The sequence below is a fragment of the Alkaliphilus peptidifermentans DSM 18978 genome (assembly GCF_900101495.1).
Lineage (GTDB): Bacteria > Bacillota > Clostridia > Peptostreptococcales > Natronincolaceae > Alkaliphilus_C > Alkaliphilus_C peptidifermentans.
The window spans coordinates 52,975-69,394 of sequence record NZ_FMUS01000003.1 but is presented as its reverse complement, the minus strand read 5'-3'; the positions used below and the strand labels follow the sequence as shown (position 1 = coordinate 69,394).

Genomic DNA, 16,420 nt, shown 5'->3' with positions numbered 1-16,420 from the left:
TTAGTATTTAACTGTGTATTGTAGGTAGTTTATCATATCTAGAAACACCCTGTCAACTGATTTTCAATATTATTTGTTAAAAATACTACTCTCATCATCTTGCGTACTACTCAAAGGTTACTATAGCTTCAGGCCTTTTTATCCTAAATGTTAGTGTTTCCATGACCCTCATCTTATGGTTTAATTGCTCTGGCCCAATGTAACCGGTAACCATATCTTGTCCAATTACTAAATCCATATTCTGTGGCCCCATTGCTACTAAAACAGCTTTATTCTCTGTAATTACAGGTGATTGATACACTCTCCCATCAATTAGCTCCTTAACTCTATTTAGCTCTAAAATTCCAGTGCCCTCTTGAATCCTCTGCATTTGAACATATAGCTGCGGGCTGGTAATTAAAGCACAGGAACCATATACTCCCTTTCCAATTAATTGTTGAAGACCCTTGGCAACATCCTTAAAGGGATTTTCTCCAATTTTCCAGTCTTCCTTTTTTATAATCTGTCTATCTTCTGCATTTAAAAGTCCTTTACTGCTGAATTCCTTACTACCATTGAATATTAAATAATCTTCCTTCATTGAACAGGCAGCAGTGGCTGCAGCAATAGTTGATAAATCTAAGGGCATATGAAATTGCTTGCTATATTCAACATCCCTCCAGGATATAATTAAGTCTTTATAAATCATTGGCAGAGCAACAAATTTTCTGTTTTCAGGAGAAATTTCATATGATTCCTCATCTCCAAATAGATCAATTTCTCCCTTTTCTTGATAATTAATCTGATCAAAAGCAATACTTTGTACACCTGAACCTAACGGACCATAAATAGATAAAAATCGCCTTCCCACCAGTTGCTCAGAGGCTACCTTAACAACCATTTTATCTATTTCATCCCACACTTCATGGCTAAATGGACTATCATCCCTTAATAAGTATTCCATATATTGCACCTCCTATTTTTCTAACAGACTTCCCACGGTTTTAAGGGCTTTACTTTTCTTCTCCTCAGATATTAAAAATCCCTCATTTCCTAGCTCCTCCATCATTTCACGTACCTCTTGAACCCCCTCTTCAAAAAATTTAGCTTCTCTAGGATCAAGTATTTTTAATAACTCCATCAATTCTCCTACATGGGCTTTTTCTTCGTCTCTAATGTCTTCTAATATTTTTTTTGCTCTTGGATCATCTGTTGCCATGGCATGGGCATCATAAACAAATATTGCTTCTAGTTCACCTGCAATATCTAACCTAACTGCTTGAATTAATTCTTCCTTAGAAATTTTCCTGTTAATATTACCTTGAAATGGATTAGCAAAACTTGGCATTAAATATCCTCCTTCATAATTTTCTTAATATATCTTATTATAATAACCAATCTTTATGTCTTTCTTTCAAAATAGTTGCTTTCAGAGTTATTTTATTTTTTTCATCCAATTTTAAGGATATTTTCTTCATTTCTTTTTTATATAACAAATTTCCCTAAAACAAGCTATAAATTCTCTTTTTTTCCCTATTGCTGGAGAGACACGCTGGTAGTATAATTAATCTTGCTCCACTATAAATTTAGAAAAATTATGATTAGGAGGGAATCCGATTGAAATTTTATGAGGCTATCCAATACATTGAGTTTTCTCACTCCCATGGTACTAGATTAACACTGGAAATGCTTAGCTCTATATTGACAAAATTAAATAATCCCCATAAAAATCTAAAATACATTCATGTCGCTGGTACCAATGGCAAAGGCTCAACCTCTTCATTTATTCACAGTATATTAATAGCAGGTGGATATCAGGTTGGTTTATTTACATCTCCCCATCTCCATTGCTATACTGACAGACTAAGAATAAACGGTCTAAATATTCTTCAAGATGAGTTCGCTTTAAATTTTTCTATGATTAAAGAGATTATAGATCCTATGATAGAAGAAGGGATGCCTCACCCTGCAATGTTTGATTTAATGACATTACTAGCCTTCGTTTACTATAATAATCAAAATGTAGATTATGTTGTACTAGAAGTAGGGTTAGGAGGTTTATATGATGCCACTAATGTAATTGAAGACTCATTGATTTCAGTAATTACTCCTATAGCTATAGATCATATAGATGTATTAGGTAATAACTTGGAGGTTATAGCCTCTCATAAGGCAGGTATTATTAAACCAAAAGGATTAGTAGTTTACCATTGGCAGGAGCCTTTGGTAGAAGCTGTAATTAAAAAAGTTGCCGAAGAAAAAAGTGCACTAACCTATAGAGTTGAAAAAGAAGGTATACTTCTTATAGAAGAGAGTTTAAAGGGACAAGTATTTAAATATGAAAATAGATTTTCTGCGTTGCCGGATATTAAAATTCAAATGTTAGGACTTCATCAGATTTATAATGCTGCAATAGCAATTGAAACTGCCCTTGTATTACGTCATAACAATTTGATTGATATAACAGACGATGACATATGTCGGGGGGTATTATTAAACAGCTGGGCTGGTAGGCTGGAATTAGTATATGAATCTCCTTTAGTTTTAATTGACGGAGCCCATAATCTTCAAGGGGCTGAGGTTTTGGCAATGGCAATAGAAAAGTATTTTAAGGATATGAAGCTTAATTTAGTTATAGGTATGCTTAATAATAAAGATGTTACAGGGGTGTTAAATAAACTTGTACCGCTTTGTCAGCGAGTTATTGTCACAAAACCAAATAATCCTAATGCCATCGATCCATCAGAATTAGCTTTTTTAGCTGCTGGTTATGGCAAGGAGATTCTAATAACCAATTCAATTGAAGACTCAGTAATTACAGCTTTACAAACAGTAGAAACCGGAGAAGCAACAATATTTACCGGATCCCTTTACTTAGTCGGTGATGTAAGAAGAATATTATTTAGTACACTGGAAAATGAGCAAGCAAGTTAAAAAAGTCAATTAACTACAAACAGGATCAAGAAAACCCAGCACCTTTACGAAATACGTAGGGATGCTGGGTTATTTTCAACAGTTTGAGTGTACTATGGAGGCTTTTTTTTACTTAAGATAGGTCTCTATTCTTTTTTTACTTAATAATAGCAATAATAAAGAAACAATAATAATTGCAACAAAGTAAATCATAAGCATTTTTAAATTGCCCAAATTTGCCATTTTGAACATTTCCATTGTAATACCTTGGGGGGTTAGTCCTGCTACCATTTTCAAGTTCGATGGCATTAAGTCTACCGACCAGAAGCTACCTCCAACTATAGAGGATATAAGAACAAATATTGCATATCTATTTTGTAGCTGTGATTCCTTTATTGAAAATGTTGATAATAAAACCACTCCGCAGGCAGTTAGAATTATATAAGCTAACACAGTTATTATTAGATTTAATAATGAAATATCTGTGTATATTCCATAAAATTTGTTTAGAGCAAAAAACAAAATTGAAGCTTGAAGAGAAAGTATTACTACTAACGGTGCTAAATTACCAATAATTAATGCCCTCGTTGAATTGGTAATTAAGTAAAGTCTTTTAAATGTTCCTAATTTAAGTTCATTTGAGAATGACCCTAACCCATATATGCCTGATAACGCTATGAAAACTAATATCACACCAAATGGTCCTTCTGAAAAACCAACCGGGCTGCCTTTGTCAGCTGATTCCTGATTAAAATATAACGATTGATAATCCAGCTTCATTAATTGCTGAGGATACCAATACCCTTCTGAATGATTAAATATCTCTTCCCATAATCGCTCTTTTTCCTGATCATTAAGTTCTTGTCTCTTTTCATATTCTTTAATAATAATATTGGCGGCCCTTGCATTAGATTGAAGTCTGACTAATCCACTGGCAATTATTTCACTAATGGCATCTGCTCCATAGGAATTTGATGACTTGATAACCTCCATCTGGGGATTTAAATCCTTCCTAATTAAGCTTTGGAAGCCTTCTTTAATGATATAGGTTCCTTCTACCTTATGATCTTTTACAAGCTCTAGTCCGTAAGCTATATCTGCTTCTATAACCTCCAATAGCCCCTCTTCTTTTATAAGGCCTATGAGAAAATTAGAATATTGGCTATTATCTTCATCAACTATGGCTATTGGAATAGTTTCTGCTGTTGTTTTGGGGCTGTAAATACCACCTGCAATAAATGTAAATATTATAGGAATAACCAGTATTGTAAGCCATGCAGATTTTAATTTCACCAGTGCCTTAAGCTTAAAAAATGCGATGTTTAAGGTCTTCATCCTAATTGCCACTCCTTAGCTTTAGTATAACGTAAATAGGATAGCATCAAAATAAATATAGCAAAGAGTATTACAGTAGCCAGAGATTGTAATCCTTCATAATTTTGCTTACCAGAAAAACTAATCACACTTCCCATTACCCAATAGTGTAGAGTTAATGGTGAAATGGATTTAACAAGCTCAGGCAGATAAATATGAGGTATAAAGCCACCTCCAATAATGGCAGAAACAAGAATTGCAAAATTTCCTATATATTGAAATTTTTCACCATTGGTAATAAAAGTTATTCCAGCCATTGTGACAGATGAAATTATAAAGGCTGTAGTTATTAGTATTACACATGTGTATATCCATGCTATATTATAGTTTGCCTCTAGCAAATATGCTAGAGGAATAAACAAAATGGCCCCTTGAATTAAACCAATAACAAACAATCCAAAAAACTTACCCATAAAATATAGATTTGCTGATATTCCAGTCAGAATAACACGCTCTATTACCCTTTTTTTCTATCTTCAATAATTTGCCTACCATAAGATATTGCACTTAACATAACTATAACCAAAACTATGGAGACACCATAAAAAACCAACGGCGGGATACTATTTACACCTGGTATAGTTTTTTTCTGTATTGTATTTCCTCTTACAAAATAAGCCCTTAATGTTATATCATTTATTACATTTTCAATTTTTTCTCTACGTTCATTACTGTCCATACCCATTTCTATGTAGTAATCCCATACTGTATTTACAGCGCTTTGGCCTGCCGATACGCTTTTCATATAGCTTTCCATAATCGACCTTATCATGTGAGCCTTCACCGGTTGAGTTAAGCTGGTAATCAGTTTCACTGAATGGTTTGTTCCCCGCTCTAAGCTATTTATAAAGCCATCGGGAATAATGACAGCTGCCACCACTTGATTCTCTCTAACAAGCTCCATTGCCTCCTCTTCACCATCCAATACAGTTACATTTACTAGACTTGCAAGATTTTTATCTTCTTTAATCTGATAAACCAGAAGAGAAGATAGATGATGGGTATCCTGGTTTACTACGATCACTTCAAAGGGTTCTAAATATATACCCTGTTCAAATAGATTGCTAAAACCCATAGATAAAAAGATTAGAAGTATTATGGGAATGAAAGCATATAATAATAGCTTTTTCCAGTCGTAGAAAATTGTTTTTATTTGATTGAATGCTATAGCTATTATTGTTTTCAAAATATCATCACCCCAAAATTCTTGTTAGAAAAAAGCTGGCATTGCAACCAGCTTTTCATCTTTTAATGTGTTATAAGAAATACAGTTTTAATATCCCAAAAATCCACCAAATAATATTTCAAATAAATCTAAGCTATTACTTTCATTAATATCAGGTATATCGATTGTTACAGGCTTATTTATGTTCCACTTGTCATCTGTTACATTGAAGGTAACCTCGAATGCTTCTCCGTCATCGTTAATTGCCAGAGACATTTTCATAATAGTTCTAATCACGTTATCATTTTTATCAATGAATAGCTGGGTTTTAATCCCTGTCTTGTTAAAGTCAATAATTTCTCCTATTTCCTCTAAGGCATTGTTTATTTCTTCAGTAGCTTCTGCTGAATTTAAGCTGTCTAGTTCTTCATCAAAGTCCTGTCTTGATAAGAATGGATCATAGGCTTGCGCCATTTCAAATACCAAATCTCTAAAATCTTTATCCTCCAATAGATTAATAGTGGTTAGTGCAATGCTCTTTATTTCTTCTTTACCGATATCAATTTGAATTTCGTCAACCTTAACCGATTGCCCACCAACCTCTATAGTAGAGGATCCATTATTACTAAGAGCTTTATCATCTAGTTCAGAGATAATTGAGTTTATTAAGCTCATCACCAATTCCTTAGTTTTATCTGTATCAGAAATATTTAAGGTACTACCTTGCATTTCGGCTATTTCTTCTAGGCTCATAACTATATAACCACTAGCTAATCTTGGGTCACCTAGAAATTGAGTTAAGAAAGGCATATGAATTGCTATCTTCTCATCATATGTAAAAATCTTTCCAGAGAAGGACATTCCACCCATATCAGCATTAAAGTCTATAGCAGATTTCTCAAGCTCTAGATCAGTAGCATAATTCATTGTTATTTTTAAGTTGTTTAACATATTCATTACAATTAGCATTTGAGGATCGTCTACAGTAGTAACATCAAAGCCTTCCATATTTACATTCAGAGACATTTCTATTTTGCCTTCAGCAGAAGTAATTTCTACTTCATTTGCAAAGACATCTTTAAGTACTTCTTTAGTGCTTCTAGTTTTAGTGCAACCTGTTAAAATAAGTGCACTCACCAGTAGCATCACTATCATAATCGACATTATTTTATTTTTTTTCATCTGTTTTCCCCCTAAGTGTGATTTTTCTACATTATTCATAGTAACACAATAGTTATTATTTCTCAACATCTAAAGAAAAAATGAGTCTAATAGACGATTCTCTTCTAAGGATACATCTCCTTGTACATGCTTAGGAATAAGTTCGTTACTGGTTCCATAGGCAGATACTTTTCCATCCTTCAATACTAATATTTTTGAGCATACCTTTACTATTTCATCAAAATAATGGGATGAATAAAGAATTGCCTTTCCACTTTCCATCATATTCCCTACCGCCATAAGAATCTCCCTTCTAGATTGAATATCAATACCGACAGTTGGTTCATCCATAATCAGAATTTCTGGAGAGTTTATTATAGCAGCAGCAATATTCACCCTTCTTTTCATTCCACCGGACAATTCTTTTATTTTTTTTCTTTCATTAATAGCTATACCAGTTAGCTCTGCTGCATGAGCAACTTGTAACTTCAACTCATCTCTTTTTAATCCATAAAGTTTCCCAAAGAAATATAAATTTTCTGCTGGGGTCAATTCTTCATATAATGCAATTTCCTGTGGTACAAAGCCAATCTTTCTTCTTAGCTTTTTATAATCTATGCTGATGTCACCATAATAAACTATTTCCCCCTCAGATGGCTTAAGAAGTGTTGCACATATCGTCATAAGTGTGGATTTTCCAGCACCATTTGGTCCTAAAACCCCCAGCACCTCTCCCTTTTCTACAGAAAAGTTAATATGCTCTAAAACTTTATTTTCTTTATAGGCATAGCCTAAATTATTACATTTTATCAATTCCATACTATTTAACCTCCAATATATTTAAGAACTTAAAAACACTATTATATTGTACCATACTGGCTAAAACTAGCATATTGATTACAATTAATAATAAAAAACTCCAGATAAGTGACCTTATCTGGAGTTTTAGAAAAGTAGTTTAATAATAGAAATCATGATCAGCAATAGTAGTGAAAAATTTACGATTTTCTACAATCCAAAAGTTAGTTGATTTTCTAGGGTTAAGAAAATATAGAACATCTCCTACTGGTTTTGCCCCATTTAATGCTTCTTTAGCAGCCTCGATACTCTCACTATTTGGTGTATTGTAAATTGTACCATCTATTACGGGGGAGAATTGAGTATATCCATGCTGCTTGTCAAATACAACTCCATAAATAGAATTGGGGAACTCATCACTTTTCACTCTATTTAGTACTACATTCCCCACTGCTACCTTGCCTTTATAAGGTTCTCCCTGTGCCTCGGCATGTATAATTCTACTTAACCAATAAAGATCATCATCTCTCACTGTGCCCCTAGAGATAGGTGGAGAGGTTTCCCCTACAGGTGCTTCTGGCTTTTTCAGAAGTAATACTTGTCCTACCATTATACTATCAGAATTCATTCTATTGTAGCTCTTAATATCCTCTATAGATAAGCCAGCTCTCTGACTAATTACATATAGAGTATCATTATTTTGCACAATGTACTGATCAGAAGTAATAGGACTAAGATTAGCTTTTTCTTCCTCAGTTTCAGGCTTTTCAGCTTCTATAATCTCTGTTTCTACCTCTACACTTACTTCAGTTTTATTTTTTTCGTTCTTTTGCAATTTATCCGGCGGGTATGTATCTGTCTTCTCCTCTTCCGCCTCTGCTAACTCATCATCTTTATCCTCTGCTGAGTCTGCCAACTCTAACCCATTGGCTTCTTCATTGGTTTCATCATATTGTTTCTCTTCAATACCAATTAAATTATCACTGTTAGCTTCCTCAGTTTGAAAAAAGAGTACAAACGAAGCCATTAGAGAGATTACCAGGATAGCACCAATTGAATACAAAACATATTTATTTGTTTTTAAAATCTGTTTTATCATGATCATCAACCTTTCTATCTGTCACAAAAATTTTAGCATAAAAAACGGTTAATGTATATGAAATCAACGGGTGTAAGTTTTACCAGCATTGGATTATTTAAATAAACTATCCATCAATTTCTTTATATTTACCCTTCGTTTGTTTGTTTCTTCACTATCTATTTGTATTTTACTTCCATCTATTTTTATGACATCTCCTTCTTTGGCACCCCTAGGCAGGCTACCCCTTTCAATATGTTGAAAGCCTCCATCAATTTCTACCACAGCATATTGCCCTTCGAAACGATCTATAATCCCCTTCTTCATAAAACACCTCCTATGTTAATTTTATCCATTTTATTATTAAACACGAGTATAGCATTTTCCTTTTTTTTGATGCTTATATTATATAATTCCAAAAAGATAAAGGTCGTTTAATCAAACGACCCACCAACTATTACTTTTTTCCTTTATCTTAAATCCAAATGGTACAGGTCTGTCCTGCGATGCTTTAAAAGTGGCAGTTCTTTCCTAACCTTGTTTAAATAATCCATATCAATCTCACCGCTAATAATAGCCTCTACTTCACTGCATTGATCAATAATCTTGCCCCATGGATCTATAATTGAAGAATAGCCGTATGCATGGTAGCTAGCCTCCAGGTCTCTTGCTGGAGATGCTGCCACAAGATATACCTGATTATCAAATGCTCTTACCTTTATCAGCTCATTCCAATGGGCAGGGCCTGTTGTTGTATTAAATGCTGCGGGTATTATAATAATCTTTGCTTCATTCAAGGCCATAAGCCTAATCAACTCTGGAAATCTAATATCATAACAGATTGCAACTCCAATTTTCCCCATGGGGGTATCAACTACAGTAATTTCGTCGCCACGACCAAGAGTATCAGACTCTTTAAAGACTATTCCCCCTTCAATATCTATATCAAATAAATGTATTTTTCTATGTCGCCCTACTATTTCCCCTTCATCATTGAAAATAAAAGAAGTATTATATATTTCTGAGCCTGATTGTTCTGGTATTGACCCTCCAACAATATACACCTTCAGTTCCTTTGCTATTTTTGACAACATCTCAGTAGTTGGGCCAGGTACCTCTTCAGCAAACTGAGGAAAATACGAGTTGTCATATGGACAATTGAACATTTCAGGCAAAACAATAACTTTAGCATTTTTTTCTAATACTGCCCTGCGAATCATCTTCTCTGCTTTTTCTAAATTTTTATTTTTATCTTCACCCACAAGCATTTGACATACAGCAATATTAAAGTTACTCATAATTTCATCCTTTCATTTAATTTATTCATCCAACATATATTGGATTTTTCGATATCAATGTTAAATAACCTCTAAAAATTATTTTGTATATTTGATATTTTATGTCATTAATATTAAAATAATATTATATATTTTCTTGTTAAGTAAGGGGGGACCATCATGCGGACAATCTTATGGTTTATTTATTTTTGGATTTACACTCTTGGTACTGCTTTTTCAATTCCAAGGGTTAAGTATTTTATTAAAAAAGATGAAATCCAGAAAAAAAGAGATTTTACTCAAAACTTAGCTCATAACTGGGCTAAAAAGCTTGTACTATTGACAGGTAGTAATGTTGAAGTTTTAGGTTTGGAAAATATTCCTGACGGCCCTGTTCTTTTTGTTAGTAATCATCAGGGTAATTTTGATATCCCTATACTACTTTCATCTTTGCCCAAGTCTATTAGCTTCGTAGCAAAGATTGAATTAAAGAAACTACCTATAATAAATCGATGGATGGAATTTTTAGAATGCGTATTCATTGATAGAAAGGATTTAAGACAATCATTAAGAGCTATTACTAAGGCTATAGAAGTTTTAAAGTCTGGTCAATCTATGGTGATATTTCCAGAGGGAACCCGTAGTAAGGGTAGTCAGCTTCAACCCTTTAAGCCTGGAAGTCTAAAAATGGCTACAAAAGCAAATGTTCCAATAATACCAGTAACAATTAAAGGCTCCTATAAAATTATGGAGGCAAATAATAATAAAATAACTCCTGCTAAAGTACAGGTTATTATCTCAGAACCCATTTATGTCGATAATATCGAAAAATCGACAGATCTGACTGTTTTGACCTATAAAATTATAAAGAATAACCTTGACTTTGATTATGAAAAAATTCAATTAGCTACATCGTAGTTCAACTCTCAATGAGTCAGATTCTTCTGACTCCCTTTTTTTGTTTTATTTTTCGTTTTCTAACTATCAGAAGATTATTTAATTTTAACCTCTACAATTATTTCGAAACAAATGGATTGTCCTTAATATAAAACCTCCATGGATAATCCACTGCCTCTTCAGCATAATCAATATTTATACGTTTAGAAGTAACTATTTCATGTTCTTCATCACTTCCATATGTTAAGTAAATTGAATCACCACACATGTCCATTCCATTATGTGATTTATTAATCCCTAAGGCCATACAAAGCTTTCCTGGGCCGCTGGTTAGATTTGAAATTTCTTTTCTATTAAGTTGGTCAATGGTTTTTTTATATCTTCTTATAGACATTTCTTCTACCCCACTTATGGGCTCCACTGCGCGAATTAATACAGCTGCAGACTCTCCAGCAGCCTCAGTTACTATGTTTAGGCAATAATACATTCCATAAATCAAGTATACATAGGCATAGCCTGGAGGACCAAACATAACCTCTGTTCTTGGAGTCCTCTTATTCTGATAGCTATGGGCTGCTTTATCAATTGATCCTATATATCCTTCTGTTTCAACAATCTTGCTGGTGCTGGATTTATTACCTTCTATAATAATCAAATGCTTACCTAGTAACTCCTTGGCTACATCTAGAGTATCTCGATTATAGAATTCTCTTGTCAATTTATTCATAATAATCTATCCTTTACATCTTTATTATATAGCATTCTCTAAAAAATATTTGTGTAATTAAGTTTATGGTAACCAAATTTTGTAGCCTTAAATATGATATATATTAAGCGGTGAAATATGGAGGTGTAATTAGTGGTAGATTACTTATCTCAATATAATATTATTACCATAGGTCTTGCTGCAAGTATTTTGGCGGGCTTATGCACAGGTTTAGGGGCAATACCTATTTTTTTCACTAAAAAAATTTCCCATAAAGCACTTGATATTCTGCTGGGGTTCGCTGCAGGAGTTATGCTGGCAGCTACATGCTTTAGCCTAATTATTCCAGCCATTGAATATGGCGGACATGGCAGAAGAGGAGCTACCATTGCTGTAATTGGTATTCTTCTTGGTGGTATTTTTTTAGATTTAATGGATCAATATTCACCCCATAACTATTTTCTTAAACTCCCCAATGGAAGTGAATCTAACCAGTTAAGAAAGGTATGGCTTTTTGTTATCGCCATCACCCTTCATAATTTTCCAGAAGGCCTGGCGGTTGGTGTAGGCTTTGGTAATGGAGATATCGGTAATGGTTTAACAATAGCTATTGCTATTGGTCTACAAAATATTCCTGAGGGCTTGGCTGTAGCACTTGCTCTAATACGGGAGAAATATTCTGCTACAAAAGCTTTTTTAATTGCCTTAGCAACTGGCTTAGTTGAGCCAATTGGTGGTGTTATAGGGGTAGCCTTGGTACATATAGCCAGTCCTGTCTTACCATATGCTTTAGCATTTGCAGCAGGAGCCATGCTGTATGTTATATGTAACGAAATAATACCTGAAACACAAAAACATGGCTATGAAAGAATAGCCACATATGGTTTGATGATCGGCTTTGTTATTATGATGTTTTTAGATGTTAGTCTTGGTTAAAATAGGGAGCTGCAGAAGCATCTCCCTATTCTTTAATCTTCTCTTATATAATCCCCTGATTTACCACCAGTTTTTTTCACCAGTCGAATATCAGTGATTCTCATACCTCTATCAACAGCTTTGCACATGTCGTAAATGGTTAAAGCTGAAACTGAAACCGCATTTAATGCTTCAATTTCCACACCTGTTTTACCGGTTGTACGAACTACTGCTTCAATATCAATTCTACTATTGTCTTTATCAATTGAAAAGTTAATATCTGCCCCTGTTAAAATAATATTGTGGCACATGGGGATTAAGTCACTTGTCTTTTTTGCTGCCATAATACCAGCTACTTGTGATACTGCCAAAACGTCCCCTTTACTTATTGTTTTATCTATTATTTTAGCTAAGGTTTCCGGCATCATAAAAATGCTTCCCTTTGCAATAGCTTCTCTCCTTGTGTTTAACTTTTCGCCAACCTCCACCATCTTGGCTCTACCCTCTTCATTAAAGTGAGTAAAATTTATATTATCCACCCTTTCATCTCCCTTCATTTACTATTTAATCAATATAAATTCTTTCAATCTCCATATTATCAATTGCGGCCTCAATTAAAGCCTCTACATCAAGCTTTTCTTCTGAAGCTAAAATCTTTTCAAGCCTTGGCTTTGTAAGGGGTCTCTTTGGCAAGAAAACTGTACAGCAATCCTCAAAGGGTAGAATAGAGGTTTCGTAGGTTCCAATATCTTTAGCTATGTCTATTATGTCTACCTTATTCATAGCAATTAGAGGTCTAAAAACCGGTAGATTGACTGCTGAATTAGTAGTATGTAAGCTTTCAATAGTCTGACTTGCAACCTGACCTATATTCTCTCCCGTTATTAAAGCCTTTGCATCAGTTTTTTCTGCTATTCTCTCTGCTATTTTCATCATAAATCTTCTAGATATAATTGTCATCTCTTCTTCACGACATTTTTCATTAATCTCTTGCTGAATAGGTAATAAATTAATAGAGTATATCTTAAATTTGCCAATATAGATGGCTAATATTTTAGCTAAGTCTAAAACCTTTTCCTTAGCCCTCTCACTGGTAAATGGGTAACTGTGAAAATGGATAGCATCAATTTCTAAACCCCTTCTGCCAACAAGCCATCCAGCAACTGGGCTATCAATTCCCCCTGAAAGTAAAAGTAAGCCCTTACCACTTGAACCAATAGGTAGTCCTCCATAGCCTTGGACCTTTTCTGTAAATATATAGGCTTCTTCTCTAACCTCAACATAAACAGTTACATCCGGCTTATGTACATCTACAGTAATATTTTCTTGATTTTCAAGAATAAACCCACCTATTTCTCTGCTAATTTCAGGTGACTTTAATGGGAACTTTTTATCAACTCTTTTACTGTCTACTTTAAAGGTTTTTGCACCCTCTGTTAGTATCTTTTTTTGAATTTCCTCATGGGCTATTTTTTTTATCAAATCAAAATCTACAGGAAGCTTTATTGCCCCACTAACGAGAATAACACCGAAAATCTTTTTTACCCGTTGTATGATTTGTCTCTCGTCAAAATCCTCTACATTTACATAAATACGACTATCCTTTTTATAGGTTTTTATGTCACCCATATCCTTTAATGCAAATCGTATATGCTTTACTAATTTATCTTCAAAAAACTTTTTATTTTGACCTTTAAGCATAATTTCACCATATCTTATTATTACCACTCTTTCCAAGCAGATCACCTCTTCATAATTTTGCGGATATAGCTGACATGTTTTTCGATCTTTTCTAAAGCATAATTCAGTTGTTCAATTGTATTAGTATCACTAAAACTGAACCGTATGGCACTATCAATTTGTTCATCCTTTAAACCCATAGCTGTTAAAACATGACTATAGCCTCTTTTTTTTGAAGAACAAGCTGAACCTGACGATACAAAAACTCCTTCCCCTTCGAGACTATGGAGAAGCACTTCGCTTTTTACACCACTAAAAGACACATTAAGTATATTGGGGGCAAAGCTATCATTATTTTCAGAATTAAAGGTTACTCCTTCTAACTGGTTATCAAGCCAGCTATAAAAATGATTTTTTAAAGAGGATATATTCTTTATGTATTGATTTTGATCAGTAAAAATTAATTTTACAGCTTCACCTAGTCCAAATATCCCGGGTACATTTTCGGTTCCTGGTCTTATTCCTAATTCATGACCTCCACCAGTTACAATTGGTTTTACCTTCACACCTTTTTTAATATATAAGGCTCCTATACCCTTAGGACCATGAATTTTATGTCCACTTATAGATAATCCATCTAACTGAATTTCTTCTACGTTAAATTGTATTTTTCCAAAGGACTGTATCGCATCAATGTGGAATAGTATCTCTTTATTTCGCCTCTTGATTAATTGTGAGATTTCCTTAATGGGTTGAATCGACCCTGTTTCATTATTCACATGCATTATGCTTACTAATACAGTATCTTCAGCTATTGTATCCTCCAATTGCTGTAATGATATAAAGCCCCTTTTATCAACGTCCAGATAAGTAACCTTACAGCCTTTTGTTTCTAAATACTGAAATGTATTTAACACTGAAGGGTGCTCTATTTTAGTAGTAATAAGATGGTTACCCCTTCTTCTAGTAGCCTCTACCATACCTCTAATAGCTATATTGTTTGACTCTGTCCCACCAGAGGTAAAATAAATCTCTTGATCTTTACCTCCAATGGCTTTGGCGACTATTTTTCTTGCCTCTTTAATACTTTTTTCTACCTCTACACCTTTTCTATGTAAAGATGATGGGTTTCCATACATCTCAGTCATGGCTATTTTTACTACATCCATTACCTCGGGCTTTACCTTTGTTGTTGCAGCGTTATCTAAATATGCTTCCAAAAACTTCACCTTCAATCTATGAGATTACAGCTTTTATGATATCTAATTAATCTTAATTTGTAAAGTTTTCCTTTGTTTTATTATAACCAAAATTGCTTTTTTAAGTAGCTACATATTCCCTACATTATAGTTTCATCTTATGAGGATACTGATTATGATTGATCACTCACCAATGGTGACGTCTGTGATGACTCAGGATAGCTTGCAAGATGCAGGTTTTGAAGAAGGAGATGCTGTAGAAGCCTTAATAAAAGCATTTAATGCTGTATTCATTAAGCATTAGATTTAATTCTAATCTAACAATTGTATATGATTAAATTAGTACATACAAAAATCCCAATAACAATTGGGATTTCAGGTTGATGACAAAGTCATCAAAATGAAGACTGATCAAAATGCCACAGATTCAAGGCTCAAGAAAACCTAGCGACTGCAGCGTATACGTAATACGTAAGGGTGCTAGGTATTCGAAGCAACGAAGAAGATGAGGGGTTTTCATCAGTCTAAAATCCCAATAATAATTGGGATTTCCTACTTAATATCCTAGCTCTTCACCTACTATATAAACCTTTAAATCCACCGTCATAGGCTTGTGATTTATAATTGTTGTTATATTACACATTCTATCTTGACTTAAACAATCATTACATATTCCAGTTTCTGCACATGGAGTCTTAAGTCCTAATCTTTTTGCATTTGGTGGACAGGCTGAGTTTTTAATTCTATCTATTCCAGAAATAATGTCACTACATATTTTGTTTATTCCACATATAACAATTACCCTCTTTGGACCATAAAACATACCACTTACACGATTACCAACACCATCAATATTTATTAATTCTCCATCCTCAGTTAATGCATTGGTGCTTGTTAAGTATACATCTGCTGTAGCAGCTTTTTGTCTAACCCCATTACGTTCAGAAGGCTCAACCAACCAATGCCAATGAACAGGATTCCCTGCCTTTATAAGATCTTCGTGCAGCTTCATATCATGAATTGTCATTGAGCCGCCAATACCCACTACTTCTTCTTTCTTTATTTCTTCAAGTATGGCCTTCTTCGCATCCTCTGCTTTTTCAAAATACTTTGCTGGAATTTTCCTTTTTTGCAAATTACTAATAATCATTTCTATTTTTCCCAATATCAAAACCTCCCAGTCCATAATTAAATCTCTTTAAGTTATTATACAATATTATACAATATAAAAAAACATTGTTATTTGCTATAATAATGCTTATTAATTAAATATGATTA

General features: G+C 33.8%; 17 protein-coding genes and 1 pseudogene. 4 read left to right on the top strand and 14 right to left on the bottom strand.

Annotation, left to right across the window (positions count from 1 at the left end):
- Positions 1-106: 106 nt before the first annotated feature.
- Both BLP68_RS03225 and BLP68_RS03220 read right to left on the bottom strand, forming a co-directional pair.
- Complete coding sequence (locus BLP68_RS03225; protein WP_091539939.1) at positions 107-943, bottom strand: family 1 encapsulin nanocompartment shell protein; 837 nt, start codon at positions 941-943, stop codon at positions 107-109.
- Positions 944-955: 12 nt separating this feature from the next.
- Entirely contained in the window at positions 956-1,327 is a 372-nt protein-coding gene (locus tag BLP68_RS03220) for a demethoxyubiquinone hydroxylase family protein (RefSeq protein WP_091539936.1), read from the bottom strand.
- 269 nt (positions 1,328-1,596) lie between these two features.
- Between BLP68_RS03220 and BLP68_RS03215 the strand changes: the two genes are divergently transcribed.
- Positions 1,597-2,913: a bifunctional folylpolyglutamate synthase/dihydrofolate synthase gene (locus tag BLP68_RS03215; RefSeq protein ID WP_091539934.1), complete on the top strand. Its 1,317-nt coding sequence runs from the start codon at positions 1,597-1,599 to the stop codon at positions 2,911-2,913.
- Positions 2,914-3,021: 108 nt separating this feature from the next.
- Here BLP68_RS03215 and BLP68_RS03210 read toward each other — a convergent pair whose 3' ends face one another.
- The 7 genes and pseudogenes from BLP68_RS03210 to BLP68_RS03175 form a co-directional block, all read right to left on the bottom strand.
- Positions 3,022-4,227 carry an ABC transporter permease gene (locus tag BLP68_RS03210; RefSeq protein ID WP_091539932.1) on the bottom strand — a complete coding sequence of 402 codons (1,206 nt, stop codon included), beginning with the start codon at positions 4,225-4,227 and terminating at the stop codon, positions 3,022-3,024.
- Positions 4,224-5,341: pseudogene (locus BLP68_RS22065) on the bottom strand (ABC transporter permease). The gene BLP68_RS03210 and the pseudogene BLP68_RS22065 overlap by 4 nt, the downstream one beginning before the upstream one ends.
- 198 nt (positions 5,342-5,539) lie before the next feature.
- On the bottom strand, positions 5,540-6,613 hold the full coding sequence (locus tag BLP68_RS03195) for a hypothetical protein (protein WP_091539923.1): 1,074 nt from the start codon (positions 6,611-6,613) through the stop codon (positions 5,540-5,542).
- A gap of 69 nt (positions 6,614-6,682) precedes the next feature.
- On the bottom strand, positions 6,683-7,411 hold the full coding sequence (locus BLP68_RS03190; RefSeq protein ID WP_091539920.1) for an ABC transporter ATP-binding protein: 729 nt from the start codon (positions 7,409-7,411) through the stop codon (positions 6,683-6,685).
- 139 nt (positions 7,412-7,550) lie between these two features.
- A complete protein-coding gene (locus tag BLP68_RS21945; protein WP_207647860.1) occupies positions 7,551-8,489 on the bottom strand; it encodes a cell wall hydrolase in 939 nt (312 codons plus the stop codon).
- Positions 8,490-8,582: 93 nt separating this feature from the next.
- Entirely contained in the window at positions 8,583-8,795 is a 213-nt protein-coding gene (locus BLP68_RS03180; protein ID WP_091539916.1) for a DUF3006 domain-containing protein, read from the bottom strand.
- Positions 8,796-8,938: 143 nt separating this feature from the next.
- Positions 8,939-9,766 carry a carbon-nitrogen hydrolase family protein gene (locus BLP68_RS03175; protein ID WP_091539913.1) on the bottom strand — a complete coding sequence of 276 codons (828 nt, stop codon included), beginning with the start codon at positions 9,764-9,766 and terminating at the stop codon, positions 8,939-8,941.
- Between the two features lie 159 nt (positions 9,767-9,925).
- Here BLP68_RS03175 and BLP68_RS03170 point away from each other — a divergent pair, with 159 nt between their 5' ends.
- Positions 9,926-10,663, top strand: coding sequence for a lysophospholipid acyltransferase family protein (locus BLP68_RS03170; RefSeq protein ID WP_091539912.1), 738 nt, complete (start codon positions 9,926-9,928; stop codon positions 10,661-10,663).
- 97 nt (positions 10,664-10,760) lie between these two features.
- On the opposite strand, the gene BLP68_RS03165 is transcribed toward BLP68_RS03170, so the two are convergent.
- Positions 10,761-11,369, bottom strand: coding sequence for a DNA-3-methyladenine glycosylase (locus BLP68_RS03165; protein ID WP_091539909.1), 609 nt, complete (start codon positions 11,367-11,369; stop codon positions 10,761-10,763).
- A 132-nt stretch (positions 11,370-11,501) separates the two neighbouring features.
- Between BLP68_RS03165 and BLP68_RS03160 the strand changes: the two genes are divergently transcribed.
- The gene (locus BLP68_RS03160) at positions 11,502-12,284 is read left to right on the top strand and encodes a ZIP family metal transporter (protein ID WP_091539907.1); all 783 of its coding nucleotides are present in this window, start codon (positions 11,502-11,504) and stop codon (positions 12,282-12,284) included.
- Positions 12,285-12,316: 32 nt separating this feature from the next.
- On the opposite strand, the gene moaC is transcribed toward BLP68_RS03160, so the two are convergent.
- The 3 genes from moaC to BLP68_RS03145 are packed head-to-tail and all read right to left on the bottom strand — an operon-like array spanning position 12,317 to position 15,172.
- Positions 12,317-12,793, bottom strand: coding sequence for a cyclic pyranopterin monophosphate synthase MoaC (gene moaC, locus BLP68_RS03155; RefSeq protein WP_091540239.1), 477 nt, complete (start codon positions 12,791-12,793; stop codon positions 12,317-12,319).
- A gap of 34 nt (positions 12,794-12,827) precedes the next feature.
- A complete protein-coding gene (gene thiI, locus BLP68_RS03150; RefSeq protein ID WP_091539906.1) occupies positions 12,828-14,000 on the bottom strand; it encodes a tRNA uracil 4-sulfurtransferase ThiI in 1,173 nt (390 codons plus the stop codon).
- A gap of 5 nt (positions 14,001-14,005) precedes the next feature.
- Entirely contained in the window at positions 14,006-15,172 is a 1,167-nt protein-coding gene (locus tag BLP68_RS03145) for a cysteine desulfurase family protein (protein WP_334292590.1), read from the bottom strand.
- A 145-nt stretch (positions 15,173-15,317) separates the two neighbouring features.
- Between BLP68_RS03145 and BLP68_RS22215 the strand changes: the two genes are divergently transcribed.
- Positions 15,318-15,446, top strand: coding sequence for a hypothetical protein (locus BLP68_RS22215; RefSeq protein WP_278278179.1), 129 nt, complete (start codon positions 15,318-15,320; stop codon positions 15,444-15,446).
- A gap of 252 nt (positions 15,447-15,698) precedes the next feature.
- On the opposite strand, the gene BLP68_RS03140 is transcribed toward BLP68_RS22215, so the two are convergent.
- Complete coding sequence (locus BLP68_RS03140) at positions 15,699-16,307, bottom strand: lactate utilization protein (RefSeq protein ID WP_242876892.1); 609 nt, start codon at positions 16,305-16,307, stop codon at positions 15,699-15,701.
- Positions 16,308-16,420: the final 113 nt, after the last annotated feature.

Bases quoted from the DNA above. Each gene is read 5' to 3' on its own strand.
- BLP68_RS03210 (WP_091539932.1), bottom strand. From the start codon at position 4,227: ATGAAGACCTTAAACATCGCATTTTTTAAGCTTAAGGCACTGGTGAAA.
- BLP68_RS03225 (WP_091539939.1), bottom strand. From the start codon at position 943: ATGGAATACTTATTAAGGGATGATAGTCCATTTAGCCATGAAGTGTGG.
- BLP68_RS03175 (WP_091539913.1), bottom strand. From the start codon at position 9,766: ATGAGTAACTTTAATATTGCTGTATGTCAAATGCTTGTGGGTGAAGAT.
- BLP68_RS03170 (WP_091539912.1), top strand. From the start codon at position 9,926: ATGCGGACAATCTTATGGTTTATTTATTTTTGGATTTACACTCTTGGT.
- BLP68_RS03195 (WP_091539923.1), bottom strand. From the start codon at position 6,613: ATGAAAAAAAATAAAATAATGTCGATTATGATAGTGATGCTACTGGTG.
- BLP68_RS03220 (WP_091539936.1), bottom strand. From the start codon at position 1,327: ATGCCAAGTTTTGCTAATCCATTTCAAGGTAATATTAACAGGAAAATT.
- BLP68_RS03180 (WP_091539916.1), bottom strand. From the start codon at position 8,795: ATGAAGAAGGGGATTATAGATCGTTTCGAAGGGCAATATGCTGTGGTA.
- BLP68_RS21945 (WP_207647860.1), bottom strand. From the start codon at position 8,489: ATGATAAAACAGATTTTAAAAACAAATAAATATGTTTTGTATTCAATT.
- BLP68_RS03190 (WP_091539920.1), bottom strand. From the start codon at position 7,411: ATGGAATTGATAAAATGTAATAATTTAGGCTATGCCTATAAAGAAAAT.
- BLP68_RS03165 (WP_091539909.1), bottom strand. From the start codon at position 11,369: ATGAATAAATTGACAAGAGAATTCTATAATCGAGATACTCTAGATGTA.
- BLP68_RS22215 (WP_278278179.1), top strand. From the start codon at position 15,318: ATGATTGATCACTCACCAATGGTGACGTCTGTGATGACTCAGGATAGC.